This is a genomic window from Salimicrobium album, from assembly GCF_900107115.1.
Lineage (GTDB): Bacteria > Bacillota > Bacilli > Bacillales > Halobacillaceae > Salimicrobium > Salimicrobium album.
The window spans coordinates 168,518-185,785 of the sequence record NZ_FNOS01000002.1; the positions used below are offsets into that span (position 1 = coordinate 168,518).

A 17,268-nucleotide genomic window follows, 5' to 3' on the forward strand; every position below is an offset into this window, starting at 1 on the left:
GGATACATAATAAACTGAAACGATTAGAAGTTCTCTTTAAAAACAATGGAGTAAAATATTTTTGAGCAGGAAACGATGTGAATACAGGACGATCACAAAAAATGTTTATCTTATTAATGGTAGAGAAGTTAAAGAACGTTAAATAATAGGGATTCATATTTATAATTTTTGCAGCAGATAATCAGGGATCATACCTTCTTCTTCTTCCATCATCCTGCTAAAAGCATCTACCAAGTTCCCATCAAATTGTGTCCAGGCACATCTTTGTAACTCTTTTATTGCAGCACTTTGACTTAGCGTTTCTAATTGATAATTTCGCCTATCAATAGTCATAGTGTCATACGCATCACAAATGCCAATGATACGCCCTTGAATAGTTGCTTCGTCCCCTAACAGTCCTCGGGGGTAGCCTGTACCGTCCCATCTTTCATGGTGATCCCTAATAAACTTAGCCGCCCTAGTCAAACCAAGGTGTTTTCGAACAATCACATTACCGATGTGGGAATGACTCTGAATTATGGTGAATTCCAGATCGCTAAGTTTCCCTGGTTTCAATAAAATATTTTTCGCTATTCCCATTTTACCGATATCATGTAACAAAGATGCTATACGTAAATCTTCATCAAAGCAGTCCATTCTTTTGGCTAACATACTAGAAAGAATCATTACTCGAAGAGAATGATGTTTAAACATTTCTATAACTTCATTATCCTGTGCGATGTCATGAAAAAGTTGTTCGGGGTCTTTTCCTAAACCTTGGTTAGGTTCTTCAAACATAAACGTCGCTTCATTTTCAGGGAATTGTGATTTGTTGTTAATAGTAAAAATTGAATGTAAATTATTAAATATTTCTTCGTACGGGATTCCGTCTTCCCTTTGTTTTGCTATATATTGAGCCATTTTTAGGTCTTCTTCAGTGTAAACATATTCACCATTTCTTTTCTCAACGTGGTGGTTCAATCTAATCTTTAACTCCTTGAACCACTGTTCAATAATATAGCGGCTCTTTTCTAAATGTTCGGATATCTCTTGCGAGGTATATTCTTTCACCTGAAAACCCCCGAATTTTTGTAAATATTGTACCATGATTATTAATTAATGTGAAAATAAATAAACAATAATCTGATTATTATAGTATAATCAAAAAGAACATATACCGAGGAGGTGAATTCATGCAAACAGAGCGAGATTCAGGTTTCGGTTATCCCTTGTTGTATCCGGACCAAGGCGAAATCAGATTACTTTTTACGATACCAAAAGACGACGATCGCGTTATCCTCTTAGACTACCCATCAGTAACGACGTTCCGCAAAGTGCTTCGATCACAGCTACATACATTAGAGCCCCGAACGCGCGAATACGTACAAAGTAAGCTTCCTATCATTGATTCTGGAGAGGTTGATAATGCTACCCCTTTGGCGGTTAGTGTCTATCGAGAAATGAGTCATGAAGCATCATAAGTATGAACAGTCTGTCCAAATTGGATAGGCTGTTTTTTTACGTTGAAGAGATTTCCTGTTTATTTCATATATAGCCTGGTATAATAAGAACAAACGTTCGTGTGATGTAGCAGGAGGAATAATCATGAATGGAGTCCTGGAACGTGCGCTGACCGACAAACAGAAGCTCGAAATGGTTTGTATGGATAACAATGGTAGAATGACGCAGCGGATAGTTCGCATTGTCGCTGTGCATGAAGAGAAAATCTGTTATTGGCACAAGCAAGTTAGATTATTCAAGCGTGAGAATATCTTGTCGACTTATCCGCGCAAACAGCGCCAAAATTTTTTAGGGGATGATTTTGCTTCACGTAATGTACTACAAATCATGAATTGACATTTATTTCATTTAATTCATAATTACTGGTAGTTAAATTTATGGTTTTAGGAGGAGGTAAATATGTCATCATTTACAATTTACAAACTAAATACTTCGGAACAATTAGATTTGTTCTATAGTAATGGGGGTAAACTAAACTTAGAGGAAGTAATGAATGCCATGAACAAAAATATAGCTACAATCAATACTGAAGGGAAAATAAATGGAGAAGGGTTTATAAATCCTGAATTCGCCACTAGAAATGGTATAGAAGTGTTAGAAGCTTATGGTACTGACTTAGTTAACTTGGGAAATTATTTTGATACTACCTTTCACGAAGATACTGTTACCACTACTGAAGCACAGTATACGTTTTATTCAAAAGCACGTATTGTTATTACAGAGGATAGAGATTTAATTCTGAAGTTCGATAACAGTACTGAGGAAAAAGCCAGAGGAAAGGTAAAAACTCTAGTGGAAAGTTTAGGATTTGAAACAACCCTATTCAAATTAGATGATGAATTATTAAGAAAGGTTCAAAATGACAAAACCTTTGAATGGTCTGCCACCAAAATAGACAGAATTGATAAAGATGGAGATAAAACAACAAAGGTTTCTTACGAAATTGACCTTGCTAATGATGTACACCCTTCTAAAGTAGACGATGCGTACAGAGAACATGGGATGATGTCACATATCAAATTCGAATTACCTTATGACGCGGTAGGATCTCCCAATAAAATCTCAGTTAACTTATATAATAATGGCCACAGGGTGTTCTTCGAAGAAAATGAATTGGGTAATTCCAATGTGCATGACTTTGTAGTATACTTAATGACTAAGTTAAAAGAACTATAATAAGGAGGGCTAACCTTGAATTTCTCATTGCTGAAAGTTGATCAACCTAAGAAGCTGAAATCTTTGTCAAAAAACAAGATTAACTTTTTGAAAAAAGAAGAAGAGATCTCATTATTCCATTTCAATCAGTTCGAAAATGGTTTGTTTCATGTTGTTTTCAACATCAGCGATGAGTATCAGGTTAGTACTTTGAAATTGGGGACACAGTACAATTTCGTTTACTCTTCTTTAGTTAATTTCTTTTTCATCATTAATGAACAGCTTGTATTTATTGAATATGTTAATAATGAGTACCAAAAAGAAGTTTTGAAAGAAATAGAACGAAGAACAAAAGTTAATTTAAATTCCGTAGAAATTAATAATTTCTCCTTCAAAAAAATCTATGAATGTCTAGGTGGAAATGTGAAGAGAATCAATTTTTCTGATGAAGAGGAAGGTCTTTTGAGTGATGGACCTATCATCAGCAATCGTTTTTATGAGATTGAAGAAGGATACAAGATAGATGATATAACATTTCTTATTAATGATAGATTCTTAAAAGTAACAAAAAACGGAAAGATTTCAGTGGATAACAGTGACGAACAGTATCTAACTGAATTCGTGAAGAAAATAATAAATGTTTTACATTAGAATTTTTTTTCACGCAATGTTGATTGTTATAGGAGCCCTTCTAGGAGATGGTTATCAGGATAATTTATATCTGTACTGGTTGACAGTAATGATTCTTTTGATTGTTTACTCTGAATTTATTATGAACGAGAAGGATCAATTGACAACTTCGTTAAACGAAGCTAAGGAAAAAGTATCACAACTTACTATTTTAAAGTCTAGAGGAGAGAGTGGTTTAGCGGAAATTGTCTTAGCCCCAAAAGACAATTTGAAACAAGGGAGAGAAAGTAAGATAGAAATCTTTGTTGCTACCCAAGTTCCTATGAGTCCACCAGATATTAAAATTCAAACGGAAATAGAGTGGGAAGTAAAGGTTTCAAACCAGCCTCAGTCTCCAAAGCATTATGGTGGAAAATACGAATATATATTAAGAAATGCTATTGAAAAAAGTTATGATAGAAAGTTTTTTAAGTATGGTTTCTTTGTTAAAGTAGATGAGACCGGTGATCATTATTTTTCATTAGAAATAAATAACGGCTCTATAATAACAAGCACTGCTAACAGTATTAAAGTATCATAAAAGTCTACCTCCAACTGGAAGTAGACTTTTAATGTCAACTTGTTGGCGAGTTGTTGGCAGGATTGGACAACAATCATCACATACGCTTCGTTATCATCGTAAGAGAAGTACAACAAAACTTGATATATCAGCATTCCTCATTCTTTATCATACATCTTCCTATAAGGGACTCGTGTCTGGCAGACAAGAGGCCGTTGTTACAAGCTTTTATATTGAGAAAACATCATAAGTTCCACTTTTCTACCATTAAGTGTGTACAATTGAAAAGCGTGAGAGACATATTAATTAATTGTCATATAATATTTCAAAATGAGATATTGGGAGAGAAATGGGAGAGAAATTGGTTTTTTATCTCCCATTTTAATTTGTCTACATTATTTAAGAATGGGAAAAGTGTTGATTTAACAAGGAATGGTTAGTTACCATTTGTAGGTGTTTGATGACTTCCAACAGCCTTCTAAGCTGTGGGTCGCAGGTTCGAATCCTGCCTGGGACATTTTTTAAGAGCTGCATTCCTTATCTTGTGAGGAATGCAGCTTTTTATTTATTTGCAGGAAAGGCTCGTGGCAGAGTTGTCTGATTAACAAGTTGACTTTGCAATCGGGCGTTAGATAGAATAATTCTAAAGAATCAATTTATTTCGGCTTATCCGTCTGAACCGGTATAAACATTAGTTTGTTGAAATAATCGATGGCCAGAATCTTCGGAGAATAAGACCTATATAAAACTCGGATTGAGGAGTGAACAACTTGGAGGAAACATTGTTAGTAATTACAGTAACTCTGATCGGGCTTGCCATTCTTATCCCGTTAATTTTAGCTCTCTGGCTTTATATTCATGATGAAAGGCAAAACGAACATTCTGTATTGAAAAATTATCCACTATTAGGGAGGTTCCGTTACATCGTCGAGAAAACGGGACCTGAATTCCGTCAATACTTGTTTCACAATGACCGTGAAGGAAAACCGTTCAATCGTAAAGAGTTCGAATATGTCAATAAAGCAGGAAAGTACAATACCCGAATGATGGGGTACGGAGCGGAGCGGGATTTTACTGAGGACGGCTGGTATTTAGTGAACGACATGTTCCCGGTCCAGGCGGAAGAGTTACGAATCGATCAGAGTGAGCCGATTAAGACGAAACTGTACGACATCGACAAAGAACAGCTTTTTAAACGTAAAGAGCACCGGTTCGATTCAGAGCTTGACCCCGTTTACTTACATGACGATGATTGTGTAATACTCGGGAAACATACCGTCGATCATCCTTTTCGTCTGAAAGGTCTGATCGGACAATCTGCGATGAGTTTCGGATCCCTTGGCGACCATGCGATCACAGCATTATCAAAAGGGCTCGGGCGTGCGGGCGGCACATGGATGAACACCGGTGAAGGCAGTGTCTCTCCTTACCACTTAAAGGGTGACGTCGACATCATCATGCAGATCAGTCCCGGACTGTTCGGTGTCCGGACAAAAGACGGTGAGTTCTCCTGGGAGGCCTTTCGTGATCAGGCCTCCAGAGAGCAGATTAAAGCGTTCGAATTGAAACTTGCGCAGGGCGCCAAAACCCGCGGAGGCCACGTAGATGGAAAAAAGGTTACGGAGGAAATTGCCGAAATACGTAAAGTCGAACCGGGTAAAGATATAGACAGCCCGAACCGCTTCCCCGGCATCGATACACCTGCCCAGCTGCTTCACTTCCTTTCTGACCTGAGAGCTTCCGGCGGAAAACCTGTCGGAATGAAGATAGTGGCAGGTAATGAACAGCAGGTGGAGCGGCTTGTTTCGGCAATGGTGGAAGAGGATATTGTTCCCGACTTTCTTACGGTAGATGGAGGAGAAGGAGGAACGGGAGCTTCTTATTATGGCCTCGCCTATTCCGTAGGACTCCCGGCTTTTTCAGCTATACCGATGGTGGATGACATGCTGAAGAAATATGGTATACGTAGACGCACTAAGATTATCGCCTCGGGCAAATTGCTCACGCCTGATAAAATTGCAATGGCACTGGCGCTCGGAGCGGATCTGATCAATATTGCACGCGGGTTCATGATGAGTGTCGGTTGTATCATGTCGCAGGTCTGTCATAAAAACACCTGCCCGGTAGGAGTCGCAACTACCGACGCTGAATTACAGCAGGCGCTCGTCATCGAAGAAAAAAATTACCGCGTTACCAACTATCTGATTGCCTTACGCCAGGGTTTATTCGATTTAGCGGCCGTAGCCGGGCTGGATTCACCGACGAAATTCACAAGAGAACATATCGTTTATCACTCTGACTTTCGTAAAGTAATTAATGAGGAAGATGGGCCAGGCAGATAACTGGATGGTATCGTACGCGAAGAAAAGTTCGAGTGGAAAAGCAGTTTGAGGAGATCACGTATAAAACTCTTCGGTTATCAGTTCGAAGAGTTTTATTTTTGCCTTTTCAAGGGAATAATCACAGGTAATCAGGGTAATTCAAGCGGATTTCTTCTTTTGAAATACATGTTTGATATAATGAATAAAGTACATACTTAAAACGGTTAGGAAGGGTGCGTTATGGACAACAGCAAAGGAGAAGTTGTTCTTTTTCCGAAATGGAGGGAGAAGCTGCGGAAGAAAGGACTGGAAGCGGTCCGTCACCAGCAGTACGAAGAAGCTATCGAATCACTGGAACCTCTGTTCCATTACCGGGAAGCTGACGATGAAGTGATTACCGGTCTGTTAATTTCCTGGGTAGGCACGGGAGAATACGTGCAGGCGGAAGAAGTTTGCCTGAATCGTATGAAGGTCAGTGAATCCGCTTATTTTCAATATCTACATATTTATATAACGATTCTATTCCATGAGGGAAAATACAGGGAACTGATGACGCTGGTGGAAGAAGTGCTTGAACAGGAGGATCTCCCTGGTGAAGTAAGGACACAGCTGTGGCAGATGTATAACGTAAGTAAAGACATCGAAGACTCCCATCAAAAAGAAGAACAAGAGTATTTGATGGAGGAATGGCAAGAAGCTATAAACGGGCAGCAAATAGAAAAACAGTATAGTATTCTTATGAAATTGAAAAGCTTCGATCCGGCGCCCTTGATGGAGACATTCCGTGGATATTTGACGGATGAAGAAACGCATCCGGTAATAAAAACAGCCATTATACTATGGTTCCAGTCGCACGGGGTGGAAGAGAGCACATCTATACATAAATTTGGTAAAACCATATCCATCGTCCCTGTCGAAATAGGTTCCCCTTCCACACACTACATAGTAAAGCATTTAGAGTTACGTCTTACTCATATTGAGCAGGAACATCCGATAATGTACGATATCATCGTAACGATGCTTCATCGTTACATTTATATCCGGTACCCTTTCCTTCCTACGGAAAATGAAGTGACTTACATAATAGAAGCATTGAAAATGCTCGGGAATGAGTATTTGCAATTAGAAGAAACACCTATTAGAATAGGGCCGGAAACTGAATCCTATAAGAAGGATATTGAAGTCGCAAATCAACAATACAGGGCGATTACAGGAGAATAAGCATAATAACCCCTCTATTGTTGAAAGAGAACAGCATTATGTTATAATATAGTGGTTGTAAATTAGATTCGTACACATGTCTGTAACAGATCCATGTAAAAATGAAAATATGACGTTGGAGGGACTTTTTATGTCAGCAAATTGGGAAAAGAAAGAAGGAAATCAGGGGACCCTTACAGTAGAGGTATCACCTGAAGAATTCGATAAAGCGCTCGATCAGGCGTTTAACAAAGTAGTGAAAGAAGTGCAGGTACCTGGATTCCGTAAAGGAAAAGTACCGCGTAAAATCTTCGAAGGCCGTTTCGGTGTTGAATCTCTTTATCAGGATGCACTTGATATCATTCTTCCACAGGCTTATTCAGATGCTGTACAGGAAACGGGCATTGAGCCGGTAGACCAGCCTGAAGTGGATGTGGAACAGATTGAGAAAGGCGAACCGCTTATTTTCAAAGCGGATGTTACAGTTAAGCCTGAAGTAGAACTCGGCGAATACAAAGGTCTTGAAGTAGAAGAGGCAGATACTGAAGTAACCGATGAAGACGTAGAGGAAGAACTTAAGCGTCAACAGGAAAACCAGGCTGAGCTCGTAGTTAAAGAAGAAGGCGAAATCGAAGAAGGCGACACAGTTGCTATGGACTTCGAAGGTTTCGTTGACGGGGAAGCTTTTGAAGGCGGCCAGGCCGAGAACTATTCTCTTGAAATAGGCTCCGGTACGTTCATTCCCGGTTTTGAAGAACAGCTCGTCGGTAAAAAAGCTGGAGAAGAGCCTGATGTGAACATCACGTTCCCGGAAGATTACCACGCTGAAGAACTGGCCGGAAAAGAAGCGACATTCAAAGTTAAAATTCACGAAGTGAAAGCCAAGGAACTTCCTGAACTTGATGATGAATTCGCTAAAGATGTAGACGAAGACGTTGAGTCTATGGATGAACTGAAGAAAAAAACCCGCGAAAACCTGGAACAGCAGAAACAGCAGGATGCTGAGAACCAGAAACGCGAATCACTCGTCAACCAGGCGAGCGACAATGCTTCCGTGGAAATTCCACAAGCCATGGTCGACTCCGAGCTGGATCGTATGGTAAGCGAATTCGAACAGCGTCTGCAAATGCAGGGAATGACGAAGGAAATGTACTTCCAGTTCACCGGTCAGGACGACAACCAGCTTCGTGAGCAGATGAAAGAAGATGCTGAAAAGCGCGTGAAGACGAACATGACGCTTGAGGCGATTGCTCAGACTGAAAACGTCGAAGTAACCGAAGAAGACGTAAATAAGGAACTTGAAAATATGTCCGCTATGTATCAGACGGACGTTGAGAATCTGAAGCAGATGCTTGGAGGAAACACAGACATGGTCAAAGATGATCTGAAAATCCAAAAAGCGATTGAAGTACTTGAGCAGAACAGCAAAACAGTATAATGAATGATGACGGAAACAAGGCGAGGAAGATCCCCGCCTTGTTTTCTCATATTATTTGCAATTTGTCATTAATAAGTCATATCATTAAGACAGTCAATCGTATCTATACATAATAAGAATTACTCAGCGTTTGACCTGGATGTGCAGTCTCTGCATAATATTATGTGATGTTGTCAGCAGGAAGGGCAGCCTTTTACTTTTTAAATATCGATTTATTTGGTATGATAAGCGAAAGATAGTGCGGGTTAGCCTTGGCATCATTTTGGAAAGGGTGAAAGTAATGTTTAAATTTAATGAAGAAAAAGGGCAGCTCAAGTGCTCGTTTTGCGGTAAAAGCCAGGATCAGGTACGAAAGCTTGTAGCAGGTCCGGGTGTATATATTTGTGATGAGTGTATTGAACTGTGTACAGAGATAGTCGAAGAAGAACTGGGTAATGAAGAAGAAACGGAATTCAAAGAAGTTCCGAAACCTGAAGAGATCCACAATATCCTGGGCGATTACGTCATTGGTCAGGAGCAGGCGAAGAAGAACTTATCCGTTGCGGTTTATAACCACTACAAACGTGTGAATACGACAACTGCGAAGAATGATGAAGTGGAGCTTGCGAAGAGTAACATTCTTATGCTTGGGCCTACTGGTAGCGGGAAGACGTTGTTGGCTCAGACACTGGCCCGTATTCTCAATGTACCGTTTGCCATTGCCGATGCAACTTCCCTTACGGAAGCCGGGTACGTTGGCGAGGACGTAGAGAATATTATCCTTAAACTGATTCAGGCAGCAGATTATGATGTAGAGAAAGCCGAAAAAGGTATTATCTATATTGATGAGATCGATAAAGTCGCCCGTAAGTCCGAGAACCCGTCCATCACACGTGATGTTTCCGGAGAAGGTGTGCAACAGGCCCTTCTGAAAATTCTCGAAGGAACTCAGGCGAGCGTGCCTCCGCAAGGGGGACGTAAGCATCCTCATCAGGAATTTATCCAGATTGATACTACGAATATCCTGTTTATCGTTGGCGGTGCATTCGATGGTATCGATCAGATCATTAAACGTCGTCTCGGACGAAAAGTGATCGGTTTTGGGTCCGAACAGGCGCAGCCGGATTCCGAGAAACAGGAACTGCTTACGAAAGTACTTCCTGAAGACCTGCTGAGTTACGGACTTATTCCGGAATTCATAGGTCGTCTTCCGGTGATTGGAAGCCTTGAGCAGCTCGATGAAGATGCGCTTGTAGAAATCCTCACTCAGCCGAAAAACGCTCTCGTGAAACAGTATCAGAAACTCCTTCAGATCGATGATGTCGAACTTGAATTTGAAGAAGATGCTCTTCGCGAAATTTCCAGATTAGCTATCGAACGGAAAACAGGTGCGCGTGGACTGCGGTCTATCATTGAAGGGATCATGCTCGATGTAATGTTCGACCTGCCTTCAAGGGATGATATCGAGAAATGTGTCATCACGAAAGAAACGGTGAAAATGGAAGGTGGCCGTCCTCGTCTTATATTGACCGATGGTACGGTGGAAGAACCGAAAAGTCCAAAAAGCGCCTGAGCACTTCAGGCGGAATAAAGCTTAGCCGCGCTAGTTTAAGCGCGGCTTCTCTTTTCTGTTTTTTTGATTTGTATTCTTTCTTTACATAATTCTTCCGGACAAATATGGAATGAAAATAATATCAGGAGGTGTAACGAATGACTGAAAGTAAAACATACCCTCTACTTCCGCTGAGAGGATTGCTCGTCTATCCTTCAATGGTGCTTCACCTGGATGTCGGTCGTGAGAAATCAGTGAAAGCTTTAGAAGAAGCTATGATCGATGACAGTCACGTTATGTTGATTGCACAAAAAGAAACAAGCGTGGATGAGCCTGAAAGTGACGACCTTTACGAGGTAGGTACAGTAGCTTTCGTGAAACAGATGGTGAAACTGCCGAATGGTACGCACCGCGTCCTCGTCGAAGGCGTGGAGCGGGCAAAAGTAAAAGAAATAAAGGAAAAAGAAGAACATTTCGAAACGACCGTCACTGCGTTACAGGAAGTGCAGGGGGATCGGAATGAAGAAGAAGCTTTGACACGTACGCTCATGGAACAATTCGAACAGTACGTAAAAATATCGAAAAAAGTAACGAAAGAAACTTACGACACTTTGGCCGATATCGATGACCCTTCCCATCTTGCCGATATGGTAGCGTCTCACCTTCCGATTAAAATCAAGGAAAAGCAGGGAGTTCTTGAAACTTCAGAAGTAAAAGAGAGACTGAAACGTGTCATTGACATTATAGGAAACGAACGTGAAGTTCTGCAGATAGAACAGAAAATCGGACAGCGTGTAAAAAAATCGATGGAAAATACCCAAAAAGAGTATTACCTTCGGGAACAGATGAAAGCTATCCAGAACGAACTGGGCGATAAAGATGGAAAGTCCGGGGAAGTTGCGGAGCTGAAAGAAAAAATTGAAAATGCAAATATGCCTGAGCGGATTGAACTGGTAGCTCTTAAAGAGCTGGGGAGGTACGAAAAAGTTCCTCAAAGTTCAGCCGAGAGCTCCGTCATACGTAATTATATTGAGTGGCTCGTCGTACTGCCCTGGACGACCGAAACGGAAGATAATCTGGATGTGCCGCACGCGGAAGAGATTCTCGAGGAGGACCATTACGGTCTTGATAAAGTAAAAGAACGTATATTGGAGTATTTGGCCGTGCAACAGCTGACCCAATCCATTAAAGGACCGATTCTTTGTCTCGTCGGTCCCCCGGGCGTCGGGAAAACGTCTCTCGCAAAGTCCATAGCGCGGGCGATCAACCGTAAATTCGTAAGGATATCTGTCGGCGGTATAAGAGATGAGGCTGAGGTTCGTGGACACCGGCGTACTTATATTGGAGCTATGCCGGGGAGAATTATTCAGGGTATGAAACGTGCAGAGACTGTCAACCCGGTCTTCCTGCTGGATGAGATAGATAAAATGGCCAGTGATTTCCGGGGCGACCCGTCTTCTGCGATGCTTGAAGTTCTCGATCCTGAACAGAACGCAACGTTCAGTGACCACTATATTGAAGAAGATTATGATCTTTCGAACGTTCTGTTCGTAGCTACAGCCAATACAATGTCCACAATCCCCGGTCCGCTCATGGACAGGATGGAAGTGATTCAGATTGCTGGATATACCGAGGTCGAAAAACTTCACATTGCAAAAGAACATCTTTTAGGTAAACAGATTACAGAGAACGGGCTGACGAGGAATCAGCTTCAGTTCCGGGATGACGCTCTTATGAAACTTATCAGACGTTATACACGGGAAGCGGGTGTGCGCGGACTTGAACGTGAAATCGCCAACGTCTGCCGGAAAGCTGCTAAAATAATCGTTTCCGGAGAGAAGAAGCGGGTAATTGTTACGGAGAAAATGATAGAAGAACTCATCGGCCGCCCTAAATTCCGGTATGGTCAGGCAGAACTTGAAGATCAGGTAGGGGCAGCCACCGGCCTTGCCTATACAGCAGCCGGCGGTGATACGTTGTCCATTGAAGTTTCCGTCTCCCCGGGTAAAGGCAATCTCACACTTACCGGGAAATTAGGTGACGTGATGAAAGAGTCGGCCCAGGCCGCTTTCAGCTATATTCGCACCAGGGCGGATGAGCTGAATATCTCTTCCGACTTCGTAGAGAAAAATGATATCCACATTCACGTGCCGGAAGGAGCCACGCCTAAAGATGGTCCTTCAGCAGGTATCACGATGGCTACTGCTCTCGTCTCCGCACTTACAGGTCGTGCTGTGTCGAAAGAGGTGGGGATGACCGGGGAGATTACACTGAGAGGCCGCGTCCTTCCTATCGGCGGGCTGAAACAGAAAGCTCTCAGTGCTCATCGGGCCGGACTGACAAGGATAATTATCCCCTTTGAAAACAAAAAGGATTTAGACGACATCCCGGAAAGTGTCCGGAACGATTTGACATTCATTCCTGTGAAGCATCTTGATGAGGTGCTCGAGCAGGCATTGACGGGTGAGAAAAATGAGAGTAAATGAAGCGGAAATAGTTATCAGTGCTGTAAGTAAGACCCAGTATCCGAGCGATCCGATTCCGGAGATTGCGCTTGCGGGGCGTTCCAACGTAGGGAAATCATCGTTCATCAATACGATGATCCAGCGTAAAAATCTGGCCCGCACTTCAGGGAAGCCGGGGAAGACGCAGACGCTCAATTTCTACATCATCAATAAATCTTTTCACTTCGTGGATGTACCCGGGTACGGGTATGCGAAAGTCTCCAAAGCGGAAAGAACACGCTGGGGAAAGATGATGGATGAATATTTCGGGGAACGGGAACAGCTCGTTTCGGCAGTTCTTGTCGTGGACTTACGGCATGAACCGACCGATGAAGACTGTATGATGTACGATTATTTTAAATATCACGACCTTCCGGTAACGATTATCGCTACGAAAATGGATAAGGTTAAGAAAGGGAAGCGCCCGGCTCAGAAGAAGCTTATACGTGAGGTGCTGGAAGTTGATGAAAAGGATCCGCTCATCCTTTTCTCTGCGGAAACCTCCGAAGGTAAAGATGAAGCCTGGAAGTCCCTGCGCTCCCATCTGAAAATGTAGAAGACCGGTGGTCAGAGAAAAACACTGATATTACAGAACCAGGGAGGCCCGTTCGATTCGCAGAATCGTTCGGGCCTTTCTTACTTATTGGCTGGTGAAGGTGAGCTCTTTCCTTTTCAGGCGTTCCGTGATATTTTTAGTGAAAACCGTTAATGCTGGGAGAGGTGAAAATGAACAAAGTTATTGATGTACAGGCTTTGAATAAGTCATTTGGAGAACTGCAAGTACTGAAAGATATTCATTTCAACGTGAAGGAAGGGGAAGTTGTCGTAATTATCGGAGCAAGCGGTTCCGGTAAAAGTACATTACTGCGCTGTCTGAATTTTTTGGAGATGAAAGACAGTGGAGAAATTTCACTTCACGGAAAGCGTGTGGACGAACGGAAGGACAAGCTGAACGAAATCAGGCAGAACATAGGGATGGTCTTCCAGCAGTTCAATCTGTTCCCTCATAAAACGGTTCTTGAGAACGTGATGGAAGCTCCTCTTCAGGTTAGGAAAATGGAAAAAGATAAGGCAGCACATAAAGCCCGTGAGCTGCTTAATAAGGTGGGACTCAGCGACAAGGAGGATGTCTTCCCGAACCGTCTCTCCGGGGGGCAGAAGCAGCGTGTAGCTATAGCCAGGGCATTAGCTATGAACCCCTTGATTATGCTTTTCGATGAACCTACTTCTGCTCTTGACCCGGAACTGATCGGGGAAGTTCTGCAAACGATGAAGGATCTTGCCAAAGAGGGGATGACGATGGTTGCCGTAACGCATGAGATGCGTTTTGCCAGAGAAGCAGCGGACAGAGTCGTCTATATGCATGACGGTCGTATCGTGGAGGAAGGGACGCCGGAGGAGATATTCGAGCATCCGCAAAACGACAGGACGAAACAGTTTCTTCAGTCTATATACGTCTAAAAGTTCGAAGACAGAAGCCGCGATCCCGGGAAACAGGAACCGCGGCTTCTGTCTATTTCTGTTTGTAAAAGTAATATCCCCCGAGCAGCAGGAAAAGAATACTAAAGTACATTTTTATGTATGTCACTACAGGCGGCACCCAGAAAAAAAGCGACTCGATGGCTGGAACGAGGAGAATGCCGAGTCCGACAGCAAGAGGCAGCAACCCGATTTTCACTTTTCTGCTCAACATAAGTGCAATACCGATATAAACGATGTACATACTCCAATGCTCAGGCCACACAGCTATATTCGTTTCGGCGAAAAGCTGCCACAGGATAAGCAGGACCATGGCCTGGAAAAACAGCAGCGGCGTCTCCCGTACGCGTCTGGCGTGAATGAAAAGAGCGACTGTCAGGAAGGCGAACAGGGACACACCTCCAAACGGAGTGCCGATAAAAGGGATAGGAAACTGTTTAAAGAGAAAGAAAACGCCGATAGCTGTTAAAACCATTGCAATCAGAAAGTAGTATTTTTTCATAAACGAAAGAACCTCCGGGATGTAATTTTCTTGTGGAATGAACAAGCTTTTGATATATTATTAATAGCTCTTATTTAAATTAATTCTAATCTGGTAAAGAATTTTTAGAATCTTTCTTATATCGTATCATAAGACTTTCATATTCTGTCCATAAGTTATTCTAACAGAGGTAAAAATTCATGTTACAATGGTAAATATGAGTTGTGATAAGGTACGGACACATGATGGGGGTATATGTCATGCATATTTTAGCTGTAAGTATTAATTACCGAACCGCCCCTCTTGCTATCAGGGAGAAGCTCGCGTTTTCCGAAGCTGATCATGCAGAAGCGATGAAAACTTTAAATGCTCAGAAAAGCATTATGGAAAACGTGATATTGTCCACGTGCAACCGCACAGAACTGTACGTAGTGGCGGATCAGATACATACTGGCCGTTACTACATTAAAGATTTTCTGGAAAAGTGGTTCAATATTGAAAAGCAGGAGTTTTCGCCTCACTTGATTGTATATGAAGCGGACGGGGCAATCGAACATCTGATGAGAGTCTCGGCAGGACTCGATTCTATGGTTCTGGGAGAAACGCAGATTCTCGGCCAGGTGAAACAGGCGTTTCAACTTTCTCAAGGCTCAGGCACGACCGGTACAGTTTTCAATCAGCTGTTCAAGCAGGCAGTCACTGTAGCGAAGAAAGGCCATAAGGAAACAGCGATCGGAGAGAACGCCGCATCTGTAAGTTACGCTGCGGTGGAGCTTTCCAAAAAAGTGTTCGGAGAGTTGAAAGATAAACACATCGCTATCATCGGTGCCGGTAAAATGGGAGAACTGGCAGCCAAGAACCTTTTTGGTTTTGGCGTCGGTAAGGTGACAGTACTTAACCGGACATTGCAAAAAGCCGAAGCAGTAGCTTCTCAGTTCTCCGGAGAGGCTACTACTCTGGAGGACCGTGAGCGAATTCTTGAAGAGGCGGATATCGTCATCAGCTCTACGGGGTCTGATGAATACGTCATTACGAAAGATATGGTTGCACGGGCTCACAGAAAGAGAAAAGGGAATCCTTTGTTCTTCGTCGATATCGCTGTACCGAGAGATCTTGATCCAGGTATCGCCGATCTTGAAGGCATGTTTCTTTATGACATTGACGACTTGCAGGGAATCGTGGACGAAAACCTTTCGGAACGGAAGAAAGCGGCAGAAGAGATCGAGCTTATGATTGAAGCCGAAATCGTTGAATTCAATGAATGGCTGCGGACGCTTGGAGTGGTTCCGGTCATTTCTGCTCTGCGTCAGAAAGCTCTCGGCATTCAGGCGGAAACGATGGAGAGTATCGAGAGGAAGCTGCCTGAACTGAGCGCCCGCGAAAGGAAAGTACTGAACAAACACACGAAAAGCATTGTGAACCAGATTCTGAAAGAACCGATTACCCAGGCAAAAGAACTCGCCAATGAACCTGGTGCAGAAGAATCGCTGCAGCTGCTCACTCAAATCTTCGGCATTGAAGAAGAAGTGCAGGAACAGGTGAAAATTCAGGAACAAAAAAATAACCACGCTGTTAAGGTCGATGATAAAGGGATATTGACGTTCCCTGCGTTACAGAACATGACTCAGGCTTAAAAGGTGGACAACCTATGGTACTTGACCTTAAGTGGATTTACGAAATCATCATTTTATTTTATGGTCTCAGCCTTACCGGCTATTTTATAGATTTCATCCAGGGGGACCGGAGAGCGAACAAGATCGCTTTCTGGTTACTCGGGGTAGTCTGGACGCTGCAAACGGTTTTTCTTTTATCGCAAATCTTCATAAAAGACGATTTTCCCGTCACGACCGTTTATGACGGTCTTTATTTTTATGCCTGGATCCTTGTAACTTTCTCTCTGGTTCTGAACCGGCTGTTTCGGGTGGATTTCATTATTTTCTTCACGAACGTCATCGGTTTTTCGGTGATGATCATTCATCTGATGACCCGGGCCCAGAGAGATATGGGGGAAGGCGGGGTGGAACTTGTAAACGAAATGCTGGTAGTACATGTGACGCTGGCGATTATCTCTTACGGGTTTTTCACACTCTCTTTCATATTTTCAGTGCTTTACCTGTTACAATATCGCTGGCTGAAAAGTAAAAAGTGGCGGAACCGTCTCGCAAGGCTCGGGGATTTGGCTAAACTGGAACGATTATCTTACTTGTTCATCGTTCTTGCGGTACCCGTCCTGCTGATAGCGATTGTGCTCGGGGTCGTCTGGGGTTACATTTCCGAGGACGTATTCTACTGGATGGACTTTAAAACGGTAGGTTCGATCATAGTTGTATTCGTCTATATGATCTGGCTGTTTCTGAAGGTTGTGCGGGGATTTCAGGGAAGGCTCATTTCAACCTATAATATAGGTGCCTTTCTTCTCCTGCTCATCAACTTCTTTCTGTTCAGTTCATTATCAAACTTTCATTTTTAA

Annotated in this window: 16 protein-coding genes; 14 read left to right on the forward strand and 2 right to left on the reverse strand. The window is 42.6% G+C overall.

Annotation, left to right across the window (positions count from 1 at the left end):
* Window positions 1-159: 159 nt before the first annotated feature.
* Entirely contained in the window at window positions 160-1,050 is an 891-nt protein-coding gene (locus tag BLU03_RS04330; RefSeq protein ID WP_176765407.1) for an HD-GYP domain-containing protein, read from the reverse strand.
* A gap of 122 nt (window positions 1,051-1,172) precedes the next feature.
* On the opposite strand from BLU03_RS04330, the gene BLU03_RS04335 reads away from it, so the two are divergent.
* From BLU03_RS04335 to BLU03_RS04395, 12 genes are all read left to right on the forward strand, one after another.
* Window positions 1,173-1,460: a hypothetical protein gene (locus tag BLU03_RS04335; RefSeq protein WP_093105891.1), complete on the forward strand. Its 288-nt coding sequence runs from the start codon at window positions 1,173-1,175 to the stop codon at window positions 1,458-1,460.
* A gap of 124 nt (window positions 1,461-1,584) precedes the next feature.
* Window positions 1,585-1,836: a hypothetical protein gene (locus BLU03_RS04340; protein WP_093105893.1), complete on the forward strand. Its 252-nt coding sequence runs from the start codon at window positions 1,585-1,587 to the stop codon at window positions 1,834-1,836.
* A gap of 63 nt (window positions 1,837-1,899) precedes the next feature.
* Complete coding sequence (locus BLU03_RS04345) at window positions 1,900-2,676, forward strand: hypothetical protein (protein WP_093105896.1); 777 nt, start codon at window positions 1,900-1,902, stop codon at window positions 2,674-2,676.
* Between the two features lie 15 nt (window positions 2,677-2,691).
* Window positions 2,692-3,306 (forward strand): hypothetical protein, encoded by a 615-nt coding sequence (locus BLU03_RS04350; protein WP_093105898.1) that lies wholly within the window; start codon window positions 2,692-2,694, stop codon window positions 3,304-3,306.
* The gene (locus BLU03_RS04355; protein ID WP_093105901.1) at window positions 3,293-3,865 is read left to right on the forward strand and encodes a hypothetical protein; all 573 of its coding nucleotides are present in this window, start codon (window positions 3,293-3,295) and stop codon (window positions 3,863-3,865) included. The genes BLU03_RS04350 and BLU03_RS04355 overlap by 14 nt, the downstream gene beginning before the upstream one ends.
* A gap of 749 nt (window positions 3,866-4,614) precedes the next feature.
* The gene (locus BLU03_RS04365) at window positions 4,615-6,186 is read left to right on the forward strand and encodes an FMN-binding glutamate synthase family protein (protein WP_093105903.1); all 1,572 of its coding nucleotides are present in this window, start codon (window positions 4,615-4,617) and stop codon (window positions 6,184-6,186) included.
* A gap of 219 nt (window positions 6,187-6,405) precedes the next feature.
* Entirely contained in the window at window positions 6,406-7,386 is a 981-nt protein-coding gene (locus tag BLU03_RS04370; protein ID WP_093105906.1) for a hypothetical protein, read from the forward strand.
* 130 nt (window positions 7,387-7,516) lie between these two features.
* Window positions 7,517-8,803, forward strand: a complete 1,287-nt coding sequence (gene tig, locus BLU03_RS04375) for a trigger factor (protein ID WP_076569773.1) — start codon at window positions 7,517-7,519, stop codon at window positions 8,801-8,803.
* A gap of 280 nt (window positions 8,804-9,083) precedes the next feature.
* Entirely contained in the window at window positions 9,084-10,355 is a 1,272-nt protein-coding gene (gene clpX / locus BLU03_RS04380; protein ID WP_008588643.1) for an ATP-dependent protease ATP-binding subunit ClpX, read from the forward strand.
* 137 nt (window positions 10,356-10,492) lie between these two features.
* On the forward strand, window positions 10,493-12,820 hold the full coding sequence (gene lon / locus BLU03_RS04385; RefSeq protein ID WP_008588644.1) for an endopeptidase La: 2,328 nt from the start codon (window positions 10,493-10,495) through the stop codon (window positions 12,818-12,820).
* Entirely contained in the window at window positions 12,807-13,394 is a 588-nt protein-coding gene (gene yihA / locus BLU03_RS04390) for a ribosome biogenesis GTP-binding protein YihA/YsxC (RefSeq protein ID WP_008588645.1), read from the forward strand. Before lon ends, yihA begins: the two co-directional genes overlap by 14 nt.
* A 170-nt stretch (window positions 13,395-13,564) precedes the next feature.
* Window positions 13,565-14,299, forward strand: coding sequence for an amino acid ABC transporter ATP-binding protein (locus BLU03_RS04395; RefSeq protein WP_159435661.1), 735 nt, complete (start codon window positions 13,565-13,567; stop codon window positions 14,297-14,299).
* Window positions 14,300-14,351: 52 nt separating this feature from the next.
* Here BLU03_RS04395 and BLU03_RS04400 read toward each other — a convergent pair whose 3' ends face one another.
* Window positions 14,352-14,819: a hypothetical protein gene (locus BLU03_RS04400; RefSeq protein WP_008588647.1), complete on the reverse strand. Its 468-nt coding sequence runs from the start codon at window positions 14,817-14,819 to the stop codon at window positions 14,352-14,354.
* Between the two features lie 239 nt (window positions 14,820-15,058).
* Between BLU03_RS04400 and hemA the strand changes: the two genes are divergently transcribed.
* Complete coding sequence (gene hemA, locus BLU03_RS04405; protein WP_093105908.1) at window positions 15,059-16,432, forward strand: glutamyl-tRNA reductase; 1,374 nt, start codon at window positions 15,059-15,061, stop codon at window positions 16,430-16,432.
* A 14-nt stretch (window positions 16,433-16,446) separates the two neighbouring features.
* Entirely contained in the window at window positions 16,447-17,268 is an 822-nt protein-coding gene (locus BLU03_RS04410) for a cytochrome C assembly family protein (RefSeq protein ID WP_076569777.1), read from the forward strand.